Source organism: Campylobacter sp. RM16188 (genome assembly GCF_012978795.1).
Taxonomy (GTDB): Bacteria; Campylobacterota; Campylobacteria; order Campylobacterales; family Campylobacteraceae; genus Campylobacter_A; species Campylobacter_A canis.
In genome coordinates this window covers 99520-124620 of record NZ_LIWQ01000007.1, presented here as the reverse complement: position 1 = coordinate 124620, position 25101 = coordinate 99520, and the positions used below count along the sequence as shown (strand labels likewise).

Here is a 25101-nt window from a genome sequence, read left to right as displayed (position 1 = left end):
GTGTAACATGGAGATAAAAGTAGCTTTAGCAGGGCAGCCAAACTGCGGTAAATCGACTATATTTAATATGCTAAGCGGTATCCATCAGCATATCGCAAACTATCCTGGCGTAACGGTAGATAAAAAATCGGGCTTTTTTAGTGTCGGTGATCTTGATATAGAGATGATAGATCTTCCCGGAACTTACTCTTTTAGCTCTTATTCGCTTGAAGAGAAGGTAGCTAAAGAGGTTATTATCAATGAAAATCCCGATGTGATTTTAAACATAATAGACTCTTCGAATTTAAAAAGAAATTTATATCTTACTTTTCAGCTTTTAGAAATAGGCGTGCCTGTCGTGCTTGTGCTAAATATGCATGACGTAGCTAAAAGGCGCGGTATTATTATCGATCATAAGAAGATGAGCGAGCTTTTAAGATGTCCGGTAATATGCGCAAGCGCTTCAAAGGGCGAAGGCAAAGAGGAAATTTTTGAAGCCCTTAGAAATGTCCGGAAGCTTAAAGAGAACTATGAAGAGTTTAAAATCAACTACGACGAGCTTGAAATTTATATATCCGAGCTTGAAAGCAGCCTTAAATTTACGGATAAAAATATAAGCAAAAGATGGCTTTGTATAAAAGCTTTGGAAAAAGATCAAACTATCATCGATTTGATCAAGCCTGAAAACCCAAATGTAAATGATATTGTCGATAGCGGGCGAACCAAATTTCACGATACTTTTGATAAAGATATCGAGAGCTTTTTGGCTTCGTTTAGATATGAAAGTGCCGATATCATCTTTCATAAATGCGTAGAAGAGACCAAAAAAGGCGAAGTTACTCTAACCGATAAAGCCGATAGAGTAGTCTTAAACAGATGGCTTAGTTTCCCTATTTTACTTGCGATTATTTTTATAATTTATGAAAGCAGCATCGTATTTGGCTATAAGCTAACGGACTATACATGGCCTGTTTTTGCGGCGATTAAAAATTTCGTTACAGATATTACGCCCGAAGCGAATATAGCTCAAATTCCTATGATCACCGATCTTGCCAATTGGCTTGTAAATTCAGCTGTTGCGCTACTTAACTATCTGCCTATATTTTTCATACTTTTTGCCATGATAGCTATACTTGAAGACGTGGGCTACATGCCTAGAATGGCGTTTATACTTGATAAACTTTTTAGAAAATTTGGACTTCACGGGCAGAGCACTCTACCTCTTGTACTTGGGGGTGCGTTTGTAGGCGGTTGTGCTGTGCCGGGAGTCATGTCGACAAAGGGAATCGCAGACGATAGGGCAAGGATGGCTACTATTTTAACCGTTCCGCTTATGAACTGTCTTGCTAAAGTGCCTTTTTATACGCTTTTGCTCGGTGCGTTTTTCCCGACACAGATGAGTATAATGCTCTTTTATATCTCTACGGTTACGGTTTTGGCTGCACTTGTGATAGCGAAATTTTTAACTTCAACCATACTTAAAACTCGTGAAACGGCACCTTTTGTTATGGAGCTGCCACCTTATCATTTGCCTACATTTAAGGGCGTGATATTAAGATCTATTGAAAGAGTTTGGATATACATCAAAAAGGTTTGTACTATCGTTATAGCAGTTGCTATCGTGCTTTTTGCGCTTTTGCAGTTTCCGGGAATTTCAAAAGAAAGACAAGAACACTATGCGCAAGAAGAGGCGAAAATTTTAGCAGCATTTGATAAAGTAGCTAAGAAAACCGCTTATTATGAGCTTATTGACAGTAGAGATGAGGTTGCTGCGCTTTTAAATTTTTATGACGGATATAGAGCTAAAAAGATGGGTGGAAGCAAGGATGTCGATGAAAAATATGAGGCTAAAAATGCTGAATTTTATAAATTCTTGCGAGTTCCAAAGGATGATAAAGAAGCAAAATCTATAAATACCGCTCTTAGAAAGCTTTCAACGGCTAGAAATAAAATTTTACGAGATCAAAAAAACGATAAGATAGAAAATTCTCTCCTTGGTATGGCGGGACGTGCGCTTGAGCCTATATCGCAGTTTGCGGGATTTGACTGGAAGATAAACGTAGCGTTTTTAAGCTCTTTCGCCGCTAGAGAATCAGCCGTAGCGACTCTTGGAAGCATCTATGAGACAGGCAAGGATGATGCTTCTGTGACTCAGCCTGAAGTGATTGTTCCGCTAAGTAGCGATAAAGAGTTAAGACCTGAAGAGAAGATGGCTAAAAATAGTGGCTATACGCCTTTGCACGCGGCTTCTATCATTATCTTTATGTTGCTTACTCCGCCTTGTATCGCTACGATGATCGTTGTTAAGATGCAGACGAACAGCTACTTTTGGATGTGTTTTGGGATATTCTTCCCGTTTGCGCTTGCACTTGTTGTTTCATCGCTATTTTTTAGTATTTCGCAAGCGTTTGGACTAAGCGGACTTGCGGCTATGAGTATATATTATTTTATAATGCTCTTGGCGGTTTTGGTGCTTTGGTTTGTTCCTGAAAAACGTATAAACTGGAGCGGAGGAATTAAAAAATGATAAATTTAATAACCAAAGGAGAAGAAATGAAAAAATTACTATTTTCATCATTTGTAGTTGCTCTTATGAGCTCATCTGCTTTTGCTCATACTGCTCTTATGAGTTGCTTTGACAACGGAGATGATACCGTTACTTGCGAAGGCGGCTTTAGCGACGGATCAAGCGCAAGTGGCGTACAATTTACCGTTATTCAAAACGGCAAAGTCATCATAGAGGGCAAATTCGATAAAGATAGCAGCTTCACGTTTAAAAAGCCTGAGGGCGAATACGAGGCTAAATTCTTTGCCGGAGAAGGTCACGAAGTAATCGTAAAATCAAAAGATATAGCACAATAATTTCAATTTCACAAAAAGGATAGATATGTTTAAAAAAGTTATCGTTTCAGCTGCGGTAGCGGGCGCTTTAGCTACTTCTGCATTTGCTCATTTTCAAATGCTTTACACTCCGGAATCTGCACTAAACAAAGGTGGCACTATACCTCTAAAACTAGTTTTCACTCACCCGTTTGCTGATGAGCACACTATGGATATGGGTCTTCAAGAGGATAAAAGCAGAGAAAAAGTGGTTGATTTTTTCGTAGTTCATAAAGAGAAAAAGACAGATATGCTAGCTACTTTAAAAGAGATGAAATTTAAAGGTAGCCACAACGCGGGCATGGGATATGACTCTGAATATAAAGCAAGAGGTCTTGGCGATCATGTGTTTGCGCTAACTCCTGCGCCTTACTATGAAGCAAACGAGGAAGCATATATTCAACAAATTACAAAAATGATCGTAAACGTAGGCGGCGCTCCGACTGATTGGGATGCAGAGCTAGGACTAAAAACCGAGATCGTGCCTTTAACTAAACCTTACTCAATTTGGGCGGGAAGCACATTTACGGGTATCGTTAAATCAGAAGGCAAACCGGTTCCGTTTGCAGAAATCGAAGTTGAGTATATGAACCACGCTATTGATATGAAGAAAAACATGACAAACCCAAAAGGCAAATTCGAAGCTCCACAAGATAGCTTTGTAACGCTTACTATCAAAGCTAACGAAAGAGGCGAATTTACGTTCGGTATACCAAAAGCAGGCTGGTGGGGATTTGCGGCTCTTGGCGTAGGTCCTGACAAAGAGTATAAGGGCAAAGAGTTAAGTCAAGACGCAGTTATCTGGGTTCAAGCAAAAGATATGAAATAATTAAAATTTGAGCGAGAGTAAAGCCTCTTGCTCAAATTTACAAGGATATAAAATGAGCGGATTAGAAGCGGGTTTTCTGATAGTTATCGCACTTGCGGCGGGATATTTTGTTTACGTAAAAGAATTTAAGCAAAAAGACTGCGGATGCGGCAACAAGGGAAATTGTCACAAAAAACAACAGCGCGGGTAGCTAAAGCAAATTTTAGCTACTCCTTATTTTAATGTTTGAATTCTCAAAACAGCCACAATAAATCACTATCAAAGAATTTCGCCTAGTAAATTTCTTGCCATCTCACAAATTTCGATAAACTAACTTTCTAAAAATTCAAGTTTTTCTATAGCGTTGTTTTTTCTAAATTCAAAATATATTCTCTTGATTTGAGCAAGTTCGTCAGAGCTTATGTGTTCGCAGCTCTCTTGCAGTCTTGCTTTGATACGCGAAGTATCAAGAGCTAAAAGAGATGAAGCAATGAAATTTTCAACTAGTACTATCCCAAGTCTTTTAACAGAATTTGTTTCATCTAAAATCTCAAGCGCTTTAGTTGCCAAATTTAGCGTTTCTTGATATAAATCCTCATTGGGATCAATTAGAATTTTATAAAGCATATTTAGCGCAAGATTGTGCAAAGATATGGCAAGCTCGTCCCTATCGCCTACTGATTGTTTCAAGCTTAGCCCGATTTTGCCAAATTTTATAGCGGTATCAATGCTTGTTATATCGCTAAAATTTTGTGATATAAACTTGAGTCTATAAGAGATAGCCATATTTACAAAGCTTGCTCCGTATTCAAATGCACCTAAAGCCGGGACAAATAAGCATTTTTTATAAAATTTGATAGCCTCATCGAAGTTATTTTCCCATTCGTATAAATTCGCTTTGATGTTATAAAAGTGCCATAGCCAAAGAGGCTCGTTATCTTCACTATGCGAAAACAGCATTTTTTCGAGCTTGTCTAAGATATCTTTAGCCTCATCTTTTAGCGCTTCGTCTCTTTGTGAGATTATTATCCAAGCCGCTTTTCTTTGGTAGTATCTTACCTCTATATCAGACGGTTTCTTTCCCAAATTTAGCTCTTTTGGGAAATTTTCGTATGCCTCTTTCAGCTTTCCTGCTCGCTCATAAAGCGAGCTGATGTTTAGAGCATATCTATTTGGATTGATCTCGTAAAGGTATCTATTGAGCAAGATAGCCTCGCTAAATTGCCCGTTTCGTTTAAATAAAAATACCAAATCATCAAGCGCACTTAAACTAAGCTTTCTGTAGATCGAGCCGTTTGAGCTCTCAAAGCTTTCTATGTCGTTTGTGTCAAACATCTTGCCAGCTATCTCAAACCAGTAGCTGTTTATAAGCTCGTAATGCTGCTTTTCTTTTACTTTTTTTATAAATTTTTCTAAAATTTTTACACTTCTTTTATGATCAAGCACAAGATCTTTGGTGTAATGATAAAGTATCAAAAGAGATAGCGGATTGTCAAAAATATCGGTGCAGTGCTCTATGTGGTTTCTTAGGTATTGTGCTAGTTCACGCTCTTCCGTTTCTAGGTCATCATATCTTACACAAGGAGTGAAAAATATCTGAAGAGATCTTTGCTGCGCTAAAAATCCAAAATCCTTAAAGCTTCTTGTTATGAAATTTTGAAATCCAAATATTAGTTTTGAACTATTTTCTGCTTGTTTGTCTTCAAAGAAATTCTTCCCACAGTATTCAAAAAGCTCAAGCGAGATATAGGTCTTTTGGCTAGTTTTTTTGGTTATAAATGTCGAACAAAGCCTCATCAAATCATAAAATTTACTTTCTCTATGGGAGAACATAAATCTAAAATCAAATTTGTCTTTATAGTCAAAATTTGCCTCGTTTTCATGAATTTGAATCTCTTTTACGCCAAGCTCTGTTAAAATTCTCTTGATATCGGCTACTTTGTCACTTCTAATATAAAAATTTACATTTTCAAAACGCTTTAAAATCTCTTTTGCAAATACTTTCCAAAGCCACTCGTCGCTTCTTTTTAAATCAAAGTTGTAAAGATGAATTTGCGTTTCGGGGCTAAAATTTAAAATCGTGAGCTTTAGCTTTTTGGCTCTTCTTGAATCTGTATTTAACCATGAGTTTATGATGTTTTTGATGCTGTTTCCTTCGGTGTCAAAGGCTTGAGGAAGTAGGAGCAATCCAAGAAATAAAATAATTACAAAGATAAGAGATATCATCTCTGTGTTGCTAAATTTTAAAGGCGTTTCAAATATGAGTTTTTTAAAGAAATCTTCATAAATACTAACCGCTAAAAGTGATAAAAGTATGAAAAATACCGCCGCGATAGAGATAAATTTAGAGATGATTCTTTTTATAACAAGTGCTGAAAATAGCTTTTTCTTTCTGTTTAAAGACGCTATATCCAGGATAAATTTATCAAGACTGTCGTCCTTGCAAAATGTTATGTAAAGCCCGCTTTCATCTTTAAATACTGAGCTTTCATCTACGCTTTTTCTTTTAGAACTTTGCAAATTTAGAGTATGAATTTTGATATTTTGCATATCAGTTACCTTTTGCCGCTTTGTTTTGCAAGCTATCGGCAAAGGTGTATTCTCCGTCTTTTAGTTCAAACGGAAAATCTTTTAAAATTTCGGCGAAATTTTGCTTAAATTCATCGCCGTAATTATCTATCGCATCTTTTATTATGTTTATATATTTTATCGGTATAAAGCTATTTTTATCGCCTTTGTGGGCTATAAATTCCTCGTTTGTCGTTATAAATGCCGTTAGCTCTGCATTAAAATTTTCATCTAAAATTTGCTCTTTATTTATGCAAATTTGACTATAGTTCTTCTCTCTTAGCTTTAGCTCTTCAAACTCGTCATTTTTAACCTCTATAGCCACTCCCCAAATTTCGCTATTTGCATCCTCTTTGATATTTAAAAACACACCTTTTACCTGCTCTTTATCAAAATTTATATGCGAAACCGCGTTCCAAACACGCCTATAGCCTTTTATTTTAATAGGGATTAGATTATCTTGCGTTAGTATTCTCGTAAAACTTTTTTGTGCGCTTTTTAAATTTATTAGCGAGCCAAAGCCAAATATATACATAATAAAGCCTTTGAATTTAATGGCTTTATTATGGCATTTTTGTTATTTAAGGCAGATAAATTTATATAAGCTTATATGCCATTGGGATTTTGATAAGGTAGTCTTTTTCAAGTATCGGAAATTCTTTTGAAGCCTTTTTAATCGCCTCTATTGCCGCTTCGTCAAGACTATCAAATCCTGAGCTTTTGATCACTTTTACATCGCTTACCGTGCCGTTTGTTTTGAAGAAAAAACTTACTTCCACGACTCCTTGATGTCTCATCTTAGTAGCTCTTTTAGGGTATTTTTGGTGTTTTTTGATAGCGCTTTGCATCTTGGCAAATCTCTCATCGCCCGCAGATGTTGCAAAGCTAAATTCGCCTACGGTTTGAGTGGTGACGGGGCTTGCTTTTTGGGTTGTGGCGGCAGCTACGGGTGCCGGAGTTGAGGGTTGCGCTACTTCTTTAGGTGTGGCAGGCTCTACTGCAGTCGTAGCTACAGGCTCTGCAGGTATGGGCTCAACCGGTTTTTCAACTTTTTTTGCTACTTTTTTGGGCTTTGGCTTAGGTTTTGGTTTTTCAACTGGTTTTGGCTCTACTTTTTTAACGGGCTCAGGCACCACTACAGGCTGTGGTACGACAACTGGTTCAGGGATTATTACAGGCTCTGGTGGCGGAGGAACTACTATGGGCTCGGGTAGGCTTTGTATGGGTGCTGGTTCCGGTGCAGGAGGAAGAGGTGCTGCCGGAGGCTTGAATGATTTTAGGCTTATTTTTATGCTTTCTTCCATACTGGGTTTGATTTGCGTGGGAAGATTTATGAAGGCGACTATTAAAATCGCGTGAAATAGCGCAGATCCTGCAAGTCCGCTCAGAGTTGATTTTTTATTCAGTGAGAGTTGTGATGGCGAAATTTTCATGATTTTTCTCTTTTAAGATATCAATAACCTTTACAAACATCTCAAATTTGCTGTTCTTGTCGCTTTTTAACTCAATCAAAGTCTTTGTGTCGATGTCGCTCAATCTCTCTTTTAAATTATCCTCGGCGATCTTTTCATCATCAACGAAAAATTCATTGTCTTTGTTGATGATAACGGCTATTTTATTATCCTCTTGCTCCGTCTTCGCACTTTCGCTACTAGGTAAATCAATAGGTATGTTTCCTTGCGCGATGAATGTAGAAACGCTTAGCACTATGGCTAATAGCACAAGCATGATATCTATCAGAGGAATTACGTTCAACCCCTCTTTCTTAGGCATTCTCATATTTTGCCTTATAGCGATTGATTAAAACTTCTACCTTTCTCATAAAGCCGTTATAAAGCATAAGCGTAGGGATAGCTACTATAAGCCCAAGAGCCGTAGCCTTAAGGGCTAAAGATAGTCCGACCATGATGCTTTTGGTATCAATTCCTCCGCTCATACCCATATCGTAAAACGTGATCATAATACCTGCAACCGTGCCTAAAAGACCTATATATGGAGCGTTTGAATAGACTATGTAAAGCGTTGTGAGATTTTTTGTAAGAGCTTCTTCAAATTCTTCAACCTTTTTATAGTTCTCAAGCTTGACATTGGCGTAAAATATTATACGTTCGATGGTAAACCAAACAACTAAAAAGCTCATAAAACCTAAAATAGCTATGATGATGTAATCCACATTTGCTTTTAAAAATTCCATTTAACACCTTATTTGAAAAAAATAGAAAAGCATTATATCAATTACGATATTTATTGTCAATTATATATCGTAATATAGGCGATTTGTTTAAAATAAATATCATTTTTAGCATAAACTAAAAATATTGAATTCTAGTTTATATTATTTTTTATATTTTTAAAATGATTAATTTTAAGTAGTAGTTTATATAAAGTATATTTAAAAATAATTAAATAAAATTTTAAATTAAAATTTTGAGGAGTAAAAGAGGGTATAGTAACCCTCTTTTATTTTTATCTTCCTTGAATTCTCTTCATATTATCACACCCTGAAACCTCGCCGCTAAAGCAGGATGATTTATAAATTTGAAGAGCTTTATACTCATCTTTTTGTGTTCCAAGACCAAGCTCGTATAAAATTCCCATATTGGTGCAAGCAGGCATATCTCCAAGCGTGCAACCTCTTGAGTATGCGTCAAAAGCCATTGCGAAGTCTGATTCTTTGCCGTCATTTGAACGGTAATATTCGCCCAAGTAGTAGCATGAATCAGCTCCTTGATTTACGCATGAATTTTTATAAATTTCAAGCGCCTTTTGAGTGTCTTTTTTTAGTCCGATTTGATCGCCGTACATATACATATTGGCTAAATTTGTGCAAGCTTTTTGATATCCGCTTTTGCAAGTTCTTTCATAGATGTTAAATGCGGTTTTATGATCTTGTAAATTTTGATAGCTCAGCGCCAAGTCGTTGCATGCCGAGAAATTTCCGCTATCGCATTTTGGTTTTAGTATAGCAAGTGCTCTGGTGTTAAAGTCCGTATCGACTGATGTGTTTTTTATACTTGGAGCACTAGGTGTAGATGACGAAGCGCATCCTGCAAGAAATAAAGCAGCTAAAAACATTAGCAATTTTTTCATTTGATTATCCTTTGTTTATTAAAATTTATCTGTGCAAATTATTAAAATTTCATATTTTATGCAAATTAAATTCGCAGTTAGATTCACTCGACTCTTCCTAATATATAATGCGTTGTATCATTTACTTTTTTAAGGGAGAATTTGTGCTTGCTCGCCCATTTTTGGATTATCTCTTCGACTTCTTGCTTTATCTCTTCGGAAGTTGCGACATTTTTAATCTTAAAATAATCCTCGCTTCCGCTTAAAGCGACAAAGCAACGATGCGGTTTTAAATGATCGTTTAGAGTAATTATCTCTTCCGTGCTTACTCCGCTTGAGTTGTTTAGAACTCTTTTTAGTTGATTTAGCGTAGTATCGTTTACGCCGTAGTTTAGTTGGTTAAGAAGTGCTTCTAACTCCATTTTTGTCCTTTCTTAAATTTATTACATTATGCTTTTTTGACTTATTAAGACGCCTTCGATGATCTTTTTTATGTCGCCGTCAAGGATTGCGTCGGTCTGAGAGTAGGCTAAATTTGAGCGGTTGTCCTTTACTTGCTGATACGGGAAAAGCACGTAAGAGCGTATCTGATGACCCCAGCCGATTTCGCTTTTTTCGACACTTGCGCTCGCTTCTTGCTGCTTCATAAGCTCAAGCTCATAAAGGCGAGATTTTAGCATTTTCATAGCGGTTGCTTTGTTTTTATGCTGGCTTCTATCGTTTTGACACTGCACGACTATACCTGTCGGATAGTGCGTGATTCTAATCGCGCTTTCGGTTTTATTTACGTGCTGACCGCCGGCACCGCTTGCTCTATAAGTGTCTATTTTGATATCTTTTTCATCGATTTGTATCTCTATATCATCATCAATCTCAGGGCTTACCATCACGCTTGTAAAGCTCGTATGCCTGCGTCCTGCGCTATCAAATGGACTTGTTCGCACAAGTCGGTGAATTCCGTTTTCCGCCTTTAAGTAGCCGTAGGCGTTTTCGCCTTTTACTATGAAGCTTACGTCTTTAAGACCCGCTTCGTCGCCCTCTTGAAAATCAAGCGTTTCTACCTTAAAGCCCTCTCTTTCGCAAAAGCGCAGATACATACGATATAGCATGCTCGCCCAGTCGTTACTCTCAGTGCCTCCTGCACCCGGATGAATGGTAACGATAGCGTTTTTGTTATCATCTTCGCCGCTAAGTAGCATTGAAATTTCTAAATTTACTATCTTTTCTTCAAGTGCGTCTGCGTCTTCGTAGAGCGAATTGAGCGTCTCTTCGTCATTTTCTAGATTTGCAAGATCGTAAAGATCTCTTGTGTCGGTAAGTGCGTTTTTAGCCTCTTTAAATTTTGCGAGTATATTTGTTATTTTAGTTTTTTCTTTGCCTATTTGTCCTGCGCGCGTGATATCTTGCCAAAAGCTTGGATCGTTTTCAAGTTCGCTTATGGCTTCAAGGCGTTTTTCTATCTCGTTTGGTTTGATTATAAGGGCGATATTGTTGGTTTTGGTTTCAAGTTTTTTAAGAAGTTCGGTGTATTCGTAGTTGTCCAAATTTATCTCCAAATTTATGTTTTTTGCGTGATTATAACATATTTGATTAAAGCTTAATTTTTAAAAGATAAAATTTTGATATAATTGGCGAATTTTAAGATTAAGGTAGAAATATAAGATGCAAATATTTAGAACCGTTAATGAATTAAGAGAATTTATAAATTTAGTAAATCCTGAAATCGGTTTCGTGCCTACCATGGGGGCGTTGCATGACGGGCATATAAGCCTTATTAAAAGATGTATAAGCGAAAATGAAATTTCTATCGTTTCTACGTTTGTAAATCCGACTCAGTTTTTACCGGGCGAGGATTTGGATGCGTATCCTAGAAACGAGGCTAGAGATATTGAAATTTGCAAGCAGTGCGGGGTTGATGTGATGTTTATTCCTACGGCAAATCAACTTTATTTTAAAAATGAACCTCTTATCAGCGCACCTGAAAATTTAGCTTCTATTTTAGAAGGAGCTACAAGACCGGGGCACTTTGACGGAGTTTTAAGAGTGCTAAATAAGCTATTTAATATAACTTGCGCAAAAAGAGCTTACTTTGGCAAAAAGGACGCTCAGCAGCTTGCAATAGTGCAAAACATGGTCGCTACTAATTTTATGAATTTAGAGATAGTTCCTTGCGAAATCGTAAGAGACAATAAAGGACTTGCGCTTTCTTCGCGCAATGCTTATTTGAACGAAGATGAAAAAGAAGCCGCCCTTAAGCTTTCATCATCTCTTATGCACGCTTCAAATTTGATTAAAATGAAACATTTTGGCGCTAAAGAGATAAAAGAGCAGATGCTTGAAATTCTAAGACCTCTTAAGGTGGATTATGTAGCGATCGTTGATAGAAGCTTTCATGAAATTCCAAGAGTTGAGCTAAAAAATAGCATAATTTTAATCGCAGCTTATGTAGGCAAAACTCGTTTAATCGATAATTTATGGGTATAAAATGCAAAATTTAAATACAAAAAATCAAAAACAGCTTCACCTTATCTCGCTTGGCTGTAATAAAAATTTAGTAGATAGCGAAATAATGCTAGGCAGACTTAAAAGCTATGCTATAACCGATGATATCGGACATGCGGATGTTATCATAGTAAATACTTGCGGATTTATCGATTCTGCCAAAGAAGAGAGTATAAACGCCATACTTAGGATGCATGAAGCGCGCAAAAAGGACTCTTTGCTCGTAGTTACGGGATGTTTGATGCAAAGATACCGCGAGGAGCTTATGAAAGAGCTTCCGGAGGTGGATCTTTTTACGGGAGTTGGGGACTATGACAAGATCGATGAGATCATACTTAAAAAGCAAAATTTATTTAGCCCCTCTACTTACTTGCAAGCTAACGAAGAACGCGTTATAACAGGCTCAAACTACCACGCGTACATCAAAATTTCAGAAGGCTGTAATCAAAAATGCAGCTTTTGCGCTATACCTACCTTTAAAGGTAAGCTAAAGTCGCGCGCTCTTGAAAATATCGTAGATGAGGTAAAAAAGCTGGTTGCAAAGGGGTATTATGATTTTAGCTTTTTAAGTCAGGATTCAAGCTCTTATATGAGAGATCAAGCCGTTAGCGACGGGCTTATTAGTCTTATAGATGCTATTGAGAAGATAGACGGAGTGAAATCGGCTAGAATTTTATATCTTTATCCAAGTACCACTTCAGACGCGCTTATACGCCGTATTATCGCTTCGCCGGTATTTCATAACTACTTTGACATGCCTATTCAACATATCAGCGATAAGATGTTAAAGGTTATGAGAAGAGGAAGCGGCGCAAAGCGTATAAAAGAGCTTTTAACCATGATGAGGCAAGCTGAAAATTCGTTTTTAAGAACAGGCATCATCGTAGGACATCCGGGCGAAAGCGAGGCTGATTTTAAAGAGCTTTGCGAATTTTTAAGCGAATTTAAATTCGATAGAATTTCAGCTTTTGCCTATTCTTGCGAAGAGGATACTTTGGCTTATGAGATGGAGCAAATCCCTGCAAAAACAATACAAACTCGCCTATCAAAGATAGAAAAGATCATAAATAGCGCGATAAAAGAGAGTTTTGCAAATGAGCAAGGCAAGCGAATTTTAGTCTCAATAGACGGCATAAGCAGCGAGGGCGAGATGTTTTATGGCGCTAAAAAGCTCATTTGGGATAAAGACATAGACGGTGAAATTCTTATAAACGAAAGCGACATACAAGAGCTTGAAACGGGCGGTCTTTATGAGTGCGAAGTAAGCGAAGTCGTGGATAAAACTCTACTTGCCCGTGTCATAAAGCATGCCTGATATCAGCCTTGCCGAGCTTGAAACTCTAAAAAGCGGTAAGAATTTACTTGCTTTTTCGCACGGAGTTGATAGCACGGCTCTTTTTTACCTGCTTGAGGATGCGGGGGTTAAATTTGATATCGCGATTGTTGATTATAACGTTCGCGCTCAAAGCAAGCAAGAGATAGCAAGCGCTAAAGAGTTGGCTGTAAAATTTGCAAAGCAAATTTTTGAGCTTAGCGTTAAGCTTGAGTGCGCAAATTTTGAGTGCAGGGCAAGAGAGGCTAGATATGAGTTTTTTGAGCGAATTTGTAAGGAATTTGGATATACGAATTTGATTTTAGCTCATCAGCTTGATGATAAATTCGAGTGGTTTTTGATGCAACTTAGCAAGGGAGCAGGATTAAACGAGCTTCTTGGCATGAGTTCGTTTGAAAAAAGAGCGAATTTTAATCTCATTAGACCGCTTTTAGCCGTAAGCAAAAAACAGCTTTTAGGGTTTTTGCAAGAGCGCAAGCTTAGGTATTTTGTCGATGAGACAAATTTGCAAAGCGACTTTACTCGGAATAAATTTAGAGCTAAATTTAGCGAGCCGTTTTTGCATAATTTTGCCCGCGGAGTAGCAAAAAGCTTTGAGTTTTTACAAAAAGATAAAGAAATTTTAGAGCCTGAAATTTTATATGTTTTTGAGAATTTTTATCTAGTTAAAAACGATATAAACGTAATTCGAGGGATTGATAGGGTGTGTAAAATTTTAGGCGTAGTGATGAGTGAAGCTCAAAGAAAAGAGTGCTCCAGATGCCTAAAATTTGGAGCTGATTTAGTTGTAAGCGGCAAAATATCAGTAGGGTGCACACAAAATTTTATCTTTATATCGCCATTTATAAAAGCCGTTATGGATAAGAAATTTAAAGAGGCTTGCAGAGTACTAAGAGTGCCTAAAGCAGTTAGACCTTATCTTTTTAGTAGAGATTTTGACCTAAATAAATTAAAAGATATTTTAGCCTGCTGAAAGCTTAAATTTAGCGTTGTCCGTAAACTTTGATGTTAAAAGTCGTGTGGATTTTATCCTCTTGTCCGCGCATATTTATAGGAAAATCTACTTTTATTATATTGTCGTATTTGGCAAGCGCGTCTATAAAATCATAAAATTTACTCGGAGTTTGAAGCGAAGTCGTAACTTCTAGCTCGTATCTTAAAAACTTCTCATTAGTGTCTTTTGGCGGAACTTCGGCAAGTCTTACTTCGCTGAAAAATTTACTTGCAAAAGCGCTGAAATTTGCCTTGTCGAATTTGGTTTCAAAAGCCTTAAATACAAGCCTTTGTTTCTCTTTCATATCATTTAAATTTGCGTTTTTAGTATTATAAATTTGATTGATTTTAGTTACGCTTGCAGTTTGAGAGCGATTTTGTAAATTTATCTCGCGATACTCTTTGATGTTTGGCACGATAAAAGCAAAGATCATCACCAGGCAAACTATCACAAATACCAGTATATAGATTAAAAGCTTTGCTATATCGATCTCTTCTAGGCTTGTATCTTTACTCATTGTAACCTTCCGAGTTGTCGATTTTGTTTGTGCTTATGAAATTTAGCCAGCCGTTTTTAAGCTGATAAAATGTCGTGTTTGACGTTCTAAATATCGATTTGAGCGGTGCTAGTAAAAGCATGTTGTAAGTATCTTTGTTTGGTGTAACGCCTTTTATGATAAGCGAGTTTTTGTCCATTACAACTTCATTAAGAGTAATACTATCAGGAACCAGGTCAAAAAGGTTGTTTAGGCTTTGTTTTAGTATGGTATTTGAGGCAAAAATTTCATTTGCCAAGTCGCGTTGCTCTTGCAGTTTTGCAGTAACCGCATCGTTTTGAGCGATATCGCTTGAAATTTGCTCGTAAGTTTGCTTAGCTGAAAGGATACTTTGTTCAAGCATATGGTTTTTAAAAACAAGAAATAAATTTAGCGATACCAAAAGCAAAAACACAATACCGATAAGAGAGATCCAAATTTTACTAAATAGGCTAAAAATAGGCTTTTTAAGAGGTTTAATCAGGCTATAGCTATACATCATATTCCCGCCTCGTCTATCATAAGTTCGGTCATTAGCTTAAGCGTATTTATCGGATATATCGAAGTTTCAACGAGCAACTCCGTTTCCAGGAAGTGTAGGAATGTTGCGCTTGTTTTGGCGTTATCAAATATGATAATTTGCTCGATAAAATCACTCTCATAAAGCGGATTTGAGTAAAATTCCCTTAGAGCCGAAGTTATGTATTGATACATACTCATATCTCTGCCAAATATAGATACGGATGCGGTTACGTCGCTTGAATTTGGCATATTGATATCATAATCCAAATCGGCAAAATCTTCTTCGTTTCCTTGTGTTTTAACAAGGTCATCAAGGCTATCAAGACTGTCTAAACTCTCAAAACTACTATCAACCTCGGCTATAAAATCATCGATATCATCAATGCTTTCTTTATCAAATTCTCCAGCCTCTTCACCGATAGAGGCTACAGTGTCGGTTGTCTTGGCAAAAGCTCCGAATTTAAGCTCTGAGTGAGAAGCTATACAAAGCGCAAACGAGTCTTTGTGATTGTAGATATAAAGAGTGTTTTTTTCGCTTAAGCCTTTTTGAAGGATCATCTTATGAAGCAAAGCTATCGGCGAAAAGATAAGATCGACTCCGATATTTTTAAATTTGGCTTTAGCCTCGGCAATATCGATAAGATCAGCGTATACATACCAGTTTTTATCTACTTTTGTATAGCCAATACTCTTAAGATCTATGCCAAATTTTTTAAAATCATCATCACTTCTGCAAGGAAGCGCGCCTTGTCTTAAAGAGTCAAAAAATAGCGCCAAATAAAGCCATTTGTACTCTTTTTGCTGTCTTTTTAGGTAATTGATTATCTTATCGTTTATGTTGTTTTCATTGTCGTTATCAAATTTGGCTTCAACGGTTTTTATCACTTTGCCGCCTCTCATAACTTTACCGTAAAATAGACACTGCTTAGCCTCTATAACTACGCTAAGATATAAGATACTAAAAAAACGGCGAATAGAAAACGACATAATTCTCCTAAAATTTATAGTGCTTTATCTTACCTAAAATTGGCATTAATTGCAATTAATCGAGGTTATCTTAATATGATGTGGCTACAATGTTGACTCTCGCAAGGCACACCGTCATTATCCCCGTCCGTCCTTTGGTTGCCACCATTCTTTTCGCTTTTGCATTTTTTTAAATACTTCATCGCTTCATCACAATCTTTAAAGTGCGAGCAGTAGTATTTCTTGGAGCAATCAATCTTATCTCCGCTAATAAGCATACTCATGCAAAAAGCAACTAAAACTAAATATCTCATATTTCCTCCTTAAACAGCTCCTCTTTAAGCTTTACAAATTTATCTCGCATATCTTTTGCTTCATCTTGGATATCTTTTGGCGTTAGCGTTGAAGGCTTTAATTTGTCGTATCCTTCGATAACGATCTCGCACATTATGCGTATGCGGTTAGTATCTACCTTGCTAACCTCGCTAGACTTGCTTATCTTTAAAATTTGCTCCAGATATTCATTTGCTTCTTCTATGTATCTTGTGTATTTTAGAGCGATTTGGCTCTGCTTCATCACCGTGTTTGCCATCTTGTTGTAGATGTCTTTTTCGTAGGCTTTTTGAGCTAGTTCATGCGCTTTTTTGTAGTTTCCGATTTCATAATAAAATTTAGACTGCAAAGCCTCTTGGTATGAGCTGTTTGTCGCAAAAAACACCCAAGATCCAACGATGATAGCAGTAGCTAAAAGGACTATGAAAAATTTATTATTCATCGCTAGCACCCATCTTCTTTTTTATCAAATTTTTAGCGTCTTCAAGGCTTAAATTAGCAACGCTAAAAGACTCTGAGAGGGTAAAATTTATGGTTGAAAACGGCTTTGGCAGGATCATCTTATCCCAGCTTTTAAACTGCCAAAATTTACTTGCTTCGTAGTTTAGAATTTGGATATTTACGTTTTGCTTTTGAGCTATTATCACGGCTCCGTCCGCTACGCTATGGCGTGGGCCTCTTGGTCCGTCGGGAGTGATTATCACGTCGTTGCCAGCTTTTATCTCTTTAAAGGCGTTTATAAGAGCTTTTGCGCCGCCTTTTGAGCTGCTTCCTCTGATAGTTCCTATGCCAAAAAATTTAATCACTCTTGCTATTATCTCGCCATCTTTATGATCGCTGATAATTACTTTGCCGTGCCTTTTAAATTTACTCCACCAGTGCAAGTAGGCAAAGCTCATCATGGCTATGCGCCCATGCCAAAAGAGCACGACGCATGGAGAATTTTGTAAATTTGTCTTGGAGTAGGTCTTTTTGCAGGTTAAAAATATGAGCCAAATAAGAAAATATATGGCGTAAGTGGTGAAATTTATAAAGAACGCTCTTTTAAATTTAGCCCACCAACTCGCCATAAAGAACCATTCTTTTTGGATTTGTGATTTTTACTTTTAGTGTTTTGCCAAGTAGTTCTTCGCTGCCCTCTACTTGAACCAAGAAATTATTAAAGCTTCTTCCGGCAACTGCGCCATTTGCCCTTAGCTCTTCAAAATAAACCTCTAAAATTTTATCTTTTTGAGAGGCTGTTATCGCGTCTAAAATTTCATTGTGCCTGCTTTGAAGTCTTGTTAAACGAGCCGAAGCGATGTTATCTGGAATTTGATTTGTAAATTCCGCCGCTTTTGTAAGAGGGCGAGGGGAGTACTTAAAGCTAAAAATTTGCTCAAATCTAACACGCTCAAGCACATCCATCGTATCTTCAAATTCAGCGTCAGTTTCACCGGGGAAAGCCACGATGATATCGGTGCTTATGCTTACATCAGGACACATCGAGCGAAGTTTAAGTGCGCGGTCTAAAAACCACTCTTTGGTATATCCTCGCTTCATCTCGCGAAGAACTTTTGTATTGCCGCTTTGAAGCGGCATGTGCATGGATTTGCAAATTTTGGGATTATTTACAAAAACTTCTAAAAATTTATCATCCATATGAAGCGGGTGAGGGCTGGTAAATCGAATTCTCTCAACTCCGTTTACTTCGCTTATCTTAACCAACAGATCGCTAAAATCCATTTTCTCATGAGAGGCTGAAAAGCGCTTTCCGTAGTTATTTACGTTTTGTCCTAGTAAAAATATCTCTTTAGCGCCGGCGTCTGCAGCCTTTTTAACTTCGTTTAAGATTAAATTTGCAGGTATCGAGATCTCGTCGCCCCTGGTATGCGGCACTATACAATAAGTGCATTTCTTATCGCAGCCTATGGAGATGTTGATGTGTGATTTATATGGTGAGCTTCTAAATTCTCCAAAGGCGTATTCGCTCTCGTCGTGATTTATGTCCGTGCTTATAAATTTCGGAGTATTTACGGCCTGTGAAATTTTGCTTACGTTTCTTGCGCCCAAAACAAAATCCACATAAGGGGCGCGTTTAAAAATTTCACTCCCAAGATGACTTGCCGTGCAACCGCACACTCCGATTTTAGCTCCGCTTTTTTTAACTTTTTCAAAGCTACCTACCTCGCTAAATAGTTTATGAACTGGCTTTTCGCGAACCGAGCAAGTGTTGATAAGGATAAGATCGGCATCCTCCATCTTATCTGTTAGCTCATAGTCCTCTTTTTGCTTAAGCTCTGCGATGATATGCTCGCTATCGCGCACATTCATAGCACAGCCTAATGTCTGTATGAAGAGCTTTTTTTGCGTTGCGTTACTCAAAGAATATGAACCTCGTACATATAGTCGTTCTCGTCAAGTCCGTATTTGACAGTTCTATGATATACGCTTAGCCCTTTTTCTTCAAAATGCTCTATTAGGGCGATTAGCTGCTTGTGGCTATTGTCTTTATCGAAATAAAAAATTTTCTGTCCATCTTTGGAAACTGCGGCTTCGATCTTATCGAGCGAAATTGTCTTTGGTTTCGCGTCAATCTCGTTTCTGGCTAGTTTTAGCTCCATCTTTTATCCTTAAAGTTCTGTTTCGTAATCTATTAATATATCAAAAATATCATAAAATGGCTATTAAACTTATTAAAAGTATATATTTTATATAATACGAATCTACGCAGATAAAATCCCATGAAATTTATTATTTGGAGATATAGTGGAAAAGATAGCAGATATCATAGAGTCAATAGCAAATGAAAAAGGTTTAGAGATAGAGGACGTAAAAGAGCGCGTTATAAGGGCTCTTGTAAATACGGCAAAGCGTGTTTATGGTGAAAATTACGAATACGATGTCGTTATAGACGGCGCAAGTCGCTCGCTTCGTTTGTATCAAAAAATCACGATAGTGGCTAATGACGATGAGCGTTTGCAAGAGGATAACGAGCATTTTTTAAGCTTGGATGAGGCTAAAAAGATAGATAGCGGGGTTGAAGTAGGAGATGAGCTTACTTATGAGCTAAGCACGGATAATCTAGGCAGAACTGCCGCTCAAACGCTTCATAAAGAGCTTGAATACCACATACAGCGCCTAATGGAAGAGAAAATTTTCCAAAAATATCAAGATATGATAGGGCAAATGGTATTTGGAACCGTTACTCGCGTAGATAGTGAAGAAAATACATTCATAGAGATAGATGAAATTCGTGCCGTTATGCCGCGTAAAAACCGTATCAAAGGCGAGAAATTTAGAGTCGGAAACGTCGTAAAAGCGGTTATTAAAAGCGTGTATATAGATAAATCTCAAGGCATTAGAGTTGAGCTTAGCAGGACATCTCCAAAATTTTTAGAAGCTCTTTTAAAAGCCGAAGTCCCAGAGATCAAAGATGGACTTGTATTGATTGCCGCAAGCGCCAGAATTCCCGGTGAGAGAGCCAAAGTAGCGCTTATCTCAACCACTCCAAACGTAGATCCTGTGGGCGCAACGGTCGGCACTAAAGGCGTGCGCATAAATGCCGTGACAAAAGAGCTAAACGGAGAAAACATAGACGCGATAGAGTTTTCAAGTGAGCCGACTATCCTTATAACTCGAGCGATGGCGCCTGCTATAATAAGTGCCGTTAAGATCGTTGATGAGAAAAAAGCCGTCGTAACCATAGCTAGCGAGCAAAAGAGCAAAGCCATAGGCAAAAGTGGTATAAACATACGTTTAGCAAGCATGCTGAGCGGATTTGAAATCGAGCTTGTCGAGCTTGGCAGCGTGAAAGCAACCGAAGATAAAGAAGAGAGCATGAAAGATCTCAAAGCTCTCTTTGGAGATCTGTAGGCTAAATTTAGCCTTTGGCAAGGCGGGTTTTAGACCTCCTTGCCGCTAAAATTTACTTGTTTTTAGTTGATCTGTGAAGCGGATGTTGGTAGTCGTTTCTCTCACAGCCGCTTAGTAAAAATCCCGCTAAAAATATCATCGATACAAGCAATACTTTTTTCATTTATTTCCCTTGTTTTTTGAATTTTCGCGATTATATCCAAAAATTTCACTATATTAAAAATTTATGCAAAAACGGCTACAATCTAGAAATTTAAAATTAAGGAAAATTTGTGTTGCAAGCACTAGCACTTAGATATCGCCCCCGAAATTTCGACGAACTTATCGGACAAGAATCGGTAAGCAAAAGCCTAACTCACGCACTTAGCGAAAATCGCCTAACTCATGCGTATCTGTTTTCGGGTCTTCGCGGAAGCGGTAAGACTTCAAGCGCTAGAATTTTTTCAAAGGCTCTAGTGTGCGAGAACGGTCCCACTTCAAAGCCGTGTGAAAAGTGCGCTCATTGCATCATGGCTAACGAGTCTCGCCACATCGATATCATAGAGATGGACGCAGCAAGCCACAGAAAGATAGATGACATCAGAGAGCTTATCGAGCAGACGAAATACGCCCCTGCGGCGGCGCGGTATAAAATTTTTATCATAGACGAAGTGCATATGCTCACTCGCGAAGCCTTTAATGCACTTTTAAAGACGCTTGAAGAGCCTCCAAGCTATGTGAAATTTATCCTTGCTACAACCGATCCGCTTAAGCTTCCCGCTACCGTGCTTTCGCGCACTCAGCATTTTAGATTTAAGCAAATTTCAAAGCAAAATATCATCAAGCATCTTGAATTTATCCTGAGTAAAGAGGGTGTGGAGTATGAGAGCGAGGCTGTAGAAATTCTGGCTCGCAGCGGCTCGGGCTCACTTAGGGATACGCTTACTTTGCTTGATCAGGCTATTGTTTATTCGCACGCAAAGATCACTCAAAGCGTGGTTGCCGATATGCTTGGGCTACTAGATCCTGCACGTATCGAAGAGATTATGCAAGTCGTGATGAGCGGCGATAGAGCAGCGATGAGCAGGCTTGTAAGCGAGCTTGAGAGCTATGACGGCGAGATGATAATTGATGAATTAATCGCAAATCTAAAAGAGAATTTTTTAAGCGGAAACAACAAATATTCACTGCTTTTATATGAGAGATTTTTTAGAATTTTATCCGAAGCCAAGAGCATGCTTAGCGTAAGTAGTGATAACGGTTTCGTGCTTAGCATAATGCTTTTTATGATGATGGAAGCGATAAATTTAAAGCCTATTGACGACATGATAGGAAATTTTGAGCTAAAAGAGCAGGGCTTAAATTTAAGCACTCCTACAGCTAAGCAGGCTCAAGTAAATACAGCTGCTAAAATGGTATCAAAAAGCCCGTATGAACTGTTTTTGGATAAAATTTACGATAGAGATTACTCTCTTGGAGAGTGCTTTAAGGAGTGCATTGAGTTTTTGGAGTTTAAAGATAACTGTCTGAGCCTTTCTTCAAATGCAAGTGGAGCCAACCAAGAAAAATTACGCTCCAGTTCAAAAATTATAATGGAAATTTTACGTGCGAATTTTGGCTCAGACGCAAAGATTAAGATCGCTCCAAAAGAAATTCAGCCTAAAATAGACGATAAAAACGAAGCGAATTTAGACGAGAGTGATATAGCTAGATCTAGGCAAGATATGGAGCAAAATTCAAGCTCGAATTTAGCTGAGCCGAGCCAAGAAGCTCAGTCAAATTTTAAGCCATATCTTGGTGATAAACGAGATAATACTGAGGATTTTACTACCGCTTATTCGCTAAAATTTCAAACCGATTCGGGTATTGTGGTTGATGATATGGCATTGCTTGATATGGAGCTTGAAAAGATTGAGGAGCAAAGCAAGGATACAATTAAGCCAAGTGAAATTCCCGAAGTAAAGGTTAAGATAGACGATTCTGCTATGCTTAAGCCGGAATCAACTGAGTCAAAATCGCCCGAAGAGTTGCAAAACGCTAAAAACCAAGCTGTATTAAAAGAGGCGCATAGGCTTTTTGGCGAACCTGAAATTTTAAATTTGAGTTAATAAAAAAGCTAAAATTTGAGCTTTAAAAGACTCAAATTTTAATCATTTAATATTGACAAAAGCTCTTTGTTGTCTTTTGTTTTAAGCATTTTTGCATACAGGAATTTAAGCGCTTCCACATCATCCATTGAAGCGATGGCCGAGCGTATAGCCCAAATTTTTTGAAGTTCGTCAGGCTTTTGAAGAAGCTCTTCTTTTCTTGTGCCTGATTTTAAGATATTGATAGCGGGATAAATTCTGCGGTCTGAGATGTTGCGATCAAGCACGATTTCGCTATTTCCTGTACCTTTAAACTCCTCAAATATAACTTCATCCATTCTTGAACCTGTATCAATAAGCGCGGTTGCTACTATCGTCAAGCTTCCGCCGTCCTCGATATTTCTAGCCGCTCCGAAAAATCTTTTCGGTTTGTGAAGTGCGTTTGCGTCAACGCCGCCCGTTAGCACCTTGCCGCTTGGCGGAGTTACGGTGTTGTAGGCGCGTGCAAGACGGGTTATACTGTCAAGCAAGATGATGACATCCTTGCCCATTTCAACTAAACGCTTTGCCTTTTCGATAACGAGCTCGGCAACTCGCACGTGATTAAGCGCGGGAAGATCAAAAGTCGAGCTAAACACTTCGCCTTTTACGCAGCGCTGCATATCGGTAACCTCTTCAGGGCGCTCATCAACCAAAAGCACCATGAGGTGCGCTTCGGGATGATTTCTTGCGATACCGTGAGCAAGCTCTTTCATAAGCTCGGTTTTACCGCTTCTTGGAGGTGCGACGATAAGTCCGCGCTGTCCCTTTCCGATAGGTGTAAAGAGATCAAGCACGCGACCCGTAAGCTTCATCGCATCATATTCAAGATGAAGCTTTTGAGTCGGAAATAGCGGAGTTAAGTTATCAAAAAGCGGCCTTTCTTTGGCTTCCGCTAGAGGCATGTAATTAACTGCTTCGATTTTAAGCAGGGCGTAATATTTTTCTTGATCTTTTGGCTCTCTAACTTGACCGGTTACTATGTCGCCTACACGCAGGGCGAATTTGCGAATTTGAGAGTTTGAAACATAAGCGTCGTTAGAGCTGTCGCTTAAATTTGCATCGACCGAGCGTAAAAATCCGTAACCTTCGTTGGTGATCTCTAAAATCCCCGTAAATAATATAAAGCCGCCTTGTTTGGTCTGTGTTTTTAGGATTTCAAATATCAAATCTTGTCTGCGAAATTCGCGAGGATTTTCCACGCCTACGGTGTTTGCTATCTGCACCAGATCTTCTAGACTTAGCATGCGAAGTTCTTCTATCTTGTGTCCGTCTACAGGAATATGAGTGCGAGTATTTTGATGTTTTTTCGTAGTTTTTGTGGTCTCTGAATTTGCTTGCGCAGATTGATTAGTGTTTTCCATTAGTCCTCTTTAAATTTACTGGATAAATTATAGTAGAAAATAAAGTTTCAAAAGAAGTTCTTTGAAGTTCGTATTTTATATAAAATTTGCTTTGTTGTCAAGTTTAACTCGTGTTCTAAAATAGTTAAAAAATATGATAAAATGGCGAAAATCTTAATAAAAAGAAGTTTAAAATGATGCAATTTAAAGACGGCGAACGTGAAAAAAAGATAATAAAAACCGCTTTTATAGGTATAGTTACGAATGTGATTTTGGCAAGCATTAAAATTTTTATAGCGCTTGCTTCAAATTCCGTAGCTATCATCTCTGATGCGGTAAATAACCTAAGTGACGCATTTTCAAGCTTGATAACGATTTTCGGATCAAAGCTTGCTCAAAAGTTGCCTGACGAGAGCCACCCGTACGGATACGGAAGGGTTGAGTATATCGGAGGGCTTATAGTCTCTATCATAGTTTTAATGCTTGGTTTTGAGTTTTTAAAAACCTCGATAGAAAACATCATAGAGCCTGTTACTACGACATTTACTCCGGCTCTCTTAATCATACTTTTCATAGCTATATTTGTAAAATTTGCCATAGCGTTTTACTATAAAAAGATGGGAAATTTAACCAAGTCCATAGCCTTAAAAGCAGTTGGACAGGAGGCTTTGGGAGACGCTATCATCTCTTGCGTGATACTTGTTAGCGCAGGACTTTCGTACTTTGCAAATATCCAAGTTGACGGCTATGCAGGAGCCTTGGCTTCGCTTTTTATCATTTATAACGGCGTGATTTTGATTAAAGAAACCTTTGATAGAATCATCGGCGGGCGAGTAGAAAAAGAAGTAAGCGATGAAATTTATAAGGCGGTTAAGGAGTGTGAGATAGTTCTTGATGCGTATGATCTGATACTTCATAACTACGGCGTTGAGCGATATGCAGGCTCGATAAACGTAGAAGTTGACGAGCATATGAAAATTTCAGAAATTTCCCAGCGCTTAAACGAGCTTCAGATAGAAATTTACCGCAGATATCGTATATATCTTGTGTTTGGAATTTATAGCGTAAATTTAGGGCAAAACGACACCAAAGAGTGCGTGAAAAATCTATTAAGCGAATTTAAAAGCATACTGAATTTACACGCATTTTTTATAAATACTGCCAAAAAAACGGTTAGATTTGATGTCGTAGTTAGCTTTAAAGAGCGAAATTTAGACGAGCTTAGAGCCAAAATGGAAAGTGTAGTTTCGGCGCAGTTTCCAGGGTATAAAATTTTTATCGTTATCGATAGGGAGTTTGCTTAGAATTT

Annotated in this window: 27 protein-coding genes; 10 read left to right on the top strand and 17 right to left on the bottom strand. The window is 38.0% G+C overall.

Annotated features, from left to right (window positions below; genetic code table 11):
• Nucleotides 1-7 precede the first annotated feature (7 nt).
• The 4 genes from feoB to CDOM16188_RS05595 are packed head-to-tail and all read left to right on the top strand — an operon-like array spanning nucleotide 8 to nucleotide 3878.
• The gene (gene feoB / locus CDOM16188_RS05610) at nucleotides 8-2506 is read left to right on the top strand and encodes a ferrous iron transport protein B (protein WP_172200064.1); all 2499 of its coding nucleotides are present in this window, start codon (nucleotides 8-10) and stop codon (nucleotides 2504-2506) included.
• A gap of 26 nt (nucleotides 2507-2532) precedes the next feature.
• On the top strand, nucleotides 2533-2841 hold the full coding sequence (locus CDOM16188_RS05605) for a hypothetical protein (RefSeq protein ID WP_169939968.1): 309 nt from the start codon (nucleotides 2533-2535) through the stop codon (nucleotides 2839-2841).
• A gap of 25 nt (nucleotides 2842-2866) precedes the next feature.
• Entirely contained in the window at nucleotides 2867-3688 is an 822-nt protein-coding gene (locus CDOM16188_RS05600) for a DUF4198 domain-containing protein (protein ID WP_172200061.1), read from the top strand.
• A gap of 52 nt (nucleotides 3689-3740) precedes the next feature.
• Nucleotides 3741-3878 (top strand): FeoB-associated Cys-rich membrane protein, encoded by a 138-nt coding sequence (locus tag CDOM16188_RS05595; protein WP_169939972.1) that lies wholly within the window; start codon nucleotides 3741-3743, stop codon nucleotides 3876-3878.
• 119 nt (nucleotides 3879-3997) lie between these two features.
• On the opposite strand, the gene CDOM16188_RS05590 is transcribed toward CDOM16188_RS05595, so the two are convergent.
• The 8 genes from CDOM16188_RS05590 to prfB all read right to left on the bottom strand — a co-directional run bounded on the left by CDOM16188_RS05590 (nucleotide 3998) and on the right by prfB (nucleotide 10848).
• Nucleotides 3998-6217, bottom strand: coding sequence for a lipopolysaccharide assembly protein LapB (locus CDOM16188_RS05590; RefSeq protein ID WP_172200058.1), 2220 nt, complete (start codon nucleotides 6215-6217; stop codon nucleotides 3998-4000).
• Between the two features lies 1 nt (nucleotide 6218).
• A complete protein-coding gene (locus CDOM16188_RS05585; protein ID WP_172200055.1) occupies nucleotides 6219-6770 on the bottom strand; it encodes a gamma-glutamylcyclotransferase in 552 nt (183 codons plus the stop codon).
• A 61-nt stretch (nucleotides 6771-6831) separates the two neighbouring features.
• Entirely contained in the window at nucleotides 6832-7668 is an 837-nt protein-coding gene (locus CDOM16188_RS05580; protein WP_172200052.1) for an energy transducer TonB, read from the bottom strand.
• Nucleotides 7634-8014, bottom strand: coding sequence for a TonB system transport protein ExbD (exbD, locus tag CDOM16188_RS05575; protein ID WP_172200049.1), 381 nt, complete (start codon nucleotides 8012-8014; stop codon nucleotides 7634-7636). The genes CDOM16188_RS05580 and exbD overlap by 35 nt, the downstream gene beginning before the upstream one ends.
• Nucleotides 8001-8429 (bottom strand): TonB-system energizer ExbB, encoded by a 429-nt coding sequence (gene exbB, locus CDOM16188_RS05570; protein ID WP_169939982.1) that lies wholly within the window; start codon nucleotides 8427-8429, stop codon nucleotides 8001-8003. The genes exbD and exbB overlap by 14 nt, the downstream gene beginning before the upstream one ends.
• 272 nt (nucleotides 8430-8701) lie before the next feature.
• The gene (locus CDOM16188_RS05565) at nucleotides 8702-9325 is read right to left on the bottom strand and encodes a tetratricopeptide repeat protein (RefSeq protein WP_172200046.1); all 624 of its coding nucleotides are present in this window, start codon (nucleotides 9323-9325) and stop codon (nucleotides 8702-8704) included.
• 83 nt (nucleotides 9326-9408) lie between these two features.
• Nucleotides 9409-9726, bottom strand: coding sequence for a type II secretion system protein (locus tag CDOM16188_RS05560; protein ID WP_172200043.1), 318 nt, complete (start codon nucleotides 9724-9726; stop codon nucleotides 9409-9411).
• A gap of 21 nt (nucleotides 9727-9747) precedes the next feature.
• Nucleotides 9748-10848, bottom strand: coding sequence for a peptide chain release factor 2 (prfB, locus tag CDOM16188_RS05555; protein WP_172200116.1), 1101 nt, complete (start codon nucleotides 10846-10848; stop codon nucleotides 9748-9750).
• Between the two features lie 118 nt (nucleotides 10849-10966).
• Between prfB and panC the strand changes: the two genes are divergently transcribed.
• From panC to tilS, 3 genes are read left to right on the top strand one after another with little or no spacing between them, the layout of a single operon-like run.
• On the top strand, nucleotides 10967-11788 hold the full coding sequence (gene panC / locus CDOM16188_RS05550) for a pantoate--beta-alanine ligase (protein ID WP_172200040.1): 822 nt from the start codon (nucleotides 10967-10969) through the stop codon (nucleotides 11786-11788).
• Between the two features lies 1 nt (nucleotide 11789).
• Nucleotides 11790-13121, top strand: a complete 1332-nt coding sequence (gene rimO, locus CDOM16188_RS05545; RefSeq protein WP_172200037.1) for a 30S ribosomal protein S12 methylthiotransferase RimO — start codon at nucleotides 11790-11792, stop codon at nucleotides 13119-13121.
• Entirely contained in the window at nucleotides 13114-14112 is a 999-nt protein-coding gene (tilS, locus tag CDOM16188_RS05540) for a tRNA lysidine(34) synthetase TilS (RefSeq protein ID WP_172200034.1), read from the top strand. Before rimO ends, tilS begins: the two co-directional genes overlap by 8 nt.
• A 10-nt stretch (nucleotides 14113-14122) precedes the next feature.
• Here the strand turns inward: tilS and CDOM16188_RS05535 are convergent, their stop codons facing one another.
• The 8 genes from CDOM16188_RS05535 to CDOM16188_RS05500 all read right to left on the bottom strand — a co-directional run bounded on the left by CDOM16188_RS05535 (nucleotide 14123) and on the right by CDOM16188_RS05500 (nucleotide 19092).
• Nucleotides 14123-14650, bottom strand: a complete 528-nt coding sequence (locus CDOM16188_RS05535) for a hypothetical protein (protein ID WP_172200015.1) — start codon at nucleotides 14648-14650, stop codon at nucleotides 14123-14125.
• Entirely contained in the window at nucleotides 14643-15167 is a 525-nt protein-coding gene (locus CDOM16188_RS05530; protein WP_172200114.1) for a hypothetical protein, read from the bottom strand. The genes CDOM16188_RS05535 and CDOM16188_RS05530 overlap by 8 nt, the downstream gene beginning before the upstream one ends.
• Nucleotides 15167-16177 (bottom strand): hypothetical protein, encoded by a 1011-nt coding sequence (locus tag CDOM16188_RS05525; RefSeq protein WP_172200012.1) that lies wholly within the window; start codon nucleotides 16175-16177, stop codon nucleotides 15167-15169. The genes CDOM16188_RS05530 and CDOM16188_RS05525 overlap by 1 nt, the downstream gene beginning before the upstream one ends.
• A gap of 65 nt (nucleotides 16178-16242) precedes the next feature.
• Nucleotides 16243-16470 carry an excalibur calcium-binding domain-containing protein gene (locus CDOM16188_RS05520; RefSeq protein WP_172200009.1) on the bottom strand — a complete coding sequence of 76 codons (228 nt, stop codon included), beginning with the start codon at nucleotides 16468-16470 and terminating at the stop codon, nucleotides 16243-16245.
• On the bottom strand, nucleotides 16467-16931 hold the full coding sequence (locus CDOM16188_RS05515) for a hypothetical protein (protein WP_172200006.1): 465 nt from the start codon (nucleotides 16929-16931) through the stop codon (nucleotides 16467-16469). Before CDOM16188_RS05515 ends, CDOM16188_RS05520 begins: the two co-directional genes overlap by 4 nt.
• Nucleotides 16924-17559 (bottom strand): lysophospholipid acyltransferase family protein, encoded by a 636-nt coding sequence (locus CDOM16188_RS05510; protein WP_172200003.1) that lies wholly within the window; start codon nucleotides 17557-17559, stop codon nucleotides 16924-16926. Before CDOM16188_RS05510 ends, CDOM16188_RS05515 begins: the two co-directional genes overlap by 8 nt.
• Nucleotides 17540-18853 carry a tRNA (N6-isopentenyl adenosine(37)-C2)-methylthiotransferase MiaB gene (gene miaB, locus CDOM16188_RS05505; RefSeq protein WP_301538605.1) on the bottom strand — a complete coding sequence of 438 codons (1314 nt, stop codon included), beginning with the start codon at nucleotides 18851-18853 and terminating at the stop codon, nucleotides 17540-17542. Before miaB ends, CDOM16188_RS05510 begins: the two co-directional genes overlap by 20 nt.
• On the bottom strand, nucleotides 18850-19092 hold the full coding sequence (locus CDOM16188_RS05500) for an HP0268 family nuclease (protein WP_169940004.1): 243 nt from the start codon (nucleotides 19090-19092) through the stop codon (nucleotides 18850-18852). The genes miaB and CDOM16188_RS05500 overlap by 4 nt, the downstream gene beginning before the upstream one ends.
• A gap of 145 nt (nucleotides 19093-19237) precedes the next feature.
• Here CDOM16188_RS05500 and nusA point away from each other — a divergent pair, with 145 nt between their 5' ends.
• Together nusA and CDOM16188_RS05490 are read left to right on the top strand one after the other, a co-directional pair.
• Nucleotides 19238-20344: a transcription termination factor NusA gene (nusA, locus tag CDOM16188_RS05495; RefSeq protein WP_172200000.1), complete on the top strand. Its 1107-nt coding sequence runs from the start codon at nucleotides 19238-19240 to the stop codon at nucleotides 20342-20344.
• Between the two features lie 275 nt (nucleotides 20345-20619).
• Nucleotides 20620-22431, top strand: coding sequence for a DNA polymerase III subunit gamma/tau (locus CDOM16188_RS05490; protein ID WP_172200110.1), 1812 nt, complete (start codon nucleotides 20620-20622; stop codon nucleotides 22429-22431).
• A gap of 38 nt (nucleotides 22432-22469) precedes the next feature.
• Here the strand turns inward: CDOM16188_RS05490 and rho are convergent, their stop codons facing one another.
• On the bottom strand, nucleotides 22470-23813 hold the full coding sequence (gene rho, locus CDOM16188_RS05485; RefSeq protein WP_169940008.1) for a transcription termination factor Rho: 1344 nt from the start codon (nucleotides 23811-23813) through the stop codon (nucleotides 22470-22472).
• A 173-nt stretch (nucleotides 23814-23986) separates the two neighbouring features.
• Between rho and CDOM16188_RS05480 the strand changes: the two genes are divergently transcribed.
• A complete protein-coding gene (locus tag CDOM16188_RS05480) occupies nucleotides 23987-25096 on the top strand; it encodes a cation diffusion facilitator family transporter (RefSeq protein WP_172199997.1) in 1110 nt (369 codons plus the stop codon).
• Nucleotides 25097-25101: the final 5 nt, after the last annotated feature.

What these genes read in the sequence shown, in the direction of transcription:
- feoB (WP_172200064.1), top strand. Translation starts at nt 8, where the DNA reads ATGGAGATAAAAGTAGCTTTAGCAGGGCAGCCAAACTGCGGTAAATCG.
- CDOM16188_RS05605 (WP_169939968.1), top strand. Translation starts at nt 2,533, where the DNA reads ATGAAAAAATTACTATTTTCATCATTTGTAGTTGCTCTTATGAGCTCA.
- CDOM16188_RS05600 (WP_172200061.1), top strand. Translation starts at nt 2,867, where the DNA reads ATGTTTAAAAAAGTTATCGTTTCAGCTGCGGTAGCGGGCGCTTTAGCT.
- CDOM16188_RS05595 (WP_169939972.1), top strand. Translation starts at nt 3,741, where the DNA reads ATGAGCGGATTAGAAGCGGGTTTTCTGATAGTTATCGCACTTGCGGCG.
- CDOM16188_RS05590 (WP_172200058.1), bottom strand. Translation starts at nt 6,217, where the DNA reads ATGCAAAATATCAAAATTCATACTCTAAATTTGCAAAGTTCTAAAAGA.
- CDOM16188_RS05585 (WP_172200055.1), bottom strand. Translation starts at nt 6,770, where the DNA reads ATGTATATATTTGGCTTTGGCTCGCTAATAAATTTAAAAAGCGCACAA.
- CDOM16188_RS05580 (WP_172200052.1), bottom strand. Translation starts at nt 7,668, where the DNA reads ATGAAAATTTCGCCATCACAACTCTCACTGAATAAAAAATCAACTCTG.
- exbD (WP_172200049.1), bottom strand. Translation starts at nt 8,014, where the DNA reads ATGAGAATGCCTAAGAAAGAGGGGTTGAACGTAATTCCTCTGATAGAT.
- exbB (WP_169939982.1), bottom strand. Translation starts at nt 8,429, where the DNA reads ATGGAATTTTTAAAAGCAAATGTGGATTACATCATCATAGCTATTTTA.
- CDOM16188_RS05565 (WP_172200046.1), bottom strand. Translation starts at nt 9,325, where the DNA reads ATGAAAAAATTGCTAATGTTTTTAGCTGCTTTATTTCTTGCAGGATGC.
- CDOM16188_RS05560 (WP_172200043.1), bottom strand. Translation starts at nt 9,726, where the DNA reads ATGGAGTTAGAAGCACTTCTTAACCAACTAAACTACGGCGTAAACGAT.
- panC (WP_172200040.1), top strand. Translation starts at nt 10,967, where the DNA reads ATGCAAATATTTAGAACCGTTAATGAATTAAGAGAATTTATAAATTTA.
- rimO (WP_172200037.1), top strand. Translation starts at nt 11,790, where the DNA reads ATGCAAAATTTAAATACAAAAAATCAAAAACAGCTTCACCTTATCTCG.
- tilS (WP_172200034.1), top strand. Translation starts at nt 13,114, where the DNA reads ATGCCTGATATCAGCCTTGCCGAGCTTGAAACTCTAAAAAGCGGTAAG.
- CDOM16188_RS05535 (WP_172200015.1), bottom strand. Translation starts at nt 14,650, where the DNA reads ATGAGTAAAGATACAAGCCTAGAAGAGATCGATATAGCAAAGCTTTTA.
- CDOM16188_RS05530 (WP_172200114.1), bottom strand. Translation starts at nt 15,167, where the DNA reads ATGTATAGCTATAGCCTGATTAAACCTCTTAAAAAGCCTATTTTTAGC.
- CDOM16188_RS05525 (WP_172200012.1), bottom strand. Translation starts at nt 16,177, where the DNA reads ATGTCGTTTTCTATTCGCCGTTTTTTTAGTATCTTATATCTTAGCGTA.
- CDOM16188_RS05520 (WP_172200009.1), bottom strand. Translation starts at nt 16,470, where the DNA reads ATGAGATATTTAGTTTTAGTTGCTTTTTGCATGAGTATGCTTATTAGC.
- CDOM16188_RS05515 (WP_172200006.1), bottom strand. Translation starts at nt 16,931, where the DNA reads ATGAATAATAAATTTTTCATAGTCCTTTTAGCTACTGCTATCATCGTT.
- CDOM16188_RS05510 (WP_172200003.1), bottom strand. Translation starts at nt 17,559, where the DNA reads ATGGCGAGTTGGTGGGCTAAATTTAAAAGAGCGTTCTTTATAAATTTC.
- CDOM16188_RS05500 (WP_169940004.1), bottom strand. Translation starts at nt 19,092, where the DNA reads ATGGAGCTAAAACTAGCCAGAAACGAGATTGACGCGAAACCAAAGACA.
- rho (WP_169940008.1), bottom strand. Translation starts at nt 23,813, where the DNA reads ATGGAAAACACTAATCAATCTGCGCAAGCAAATTCAGAGACCACAAAA.
- CDOM16188_RS05480 (WP_172199997.1), top strand. Translation starts at nt 23,987, where the DNA reads ATGATGCAATTTAAAGACGGCGAACGTGAAAAAAAGATAATAAAAACC.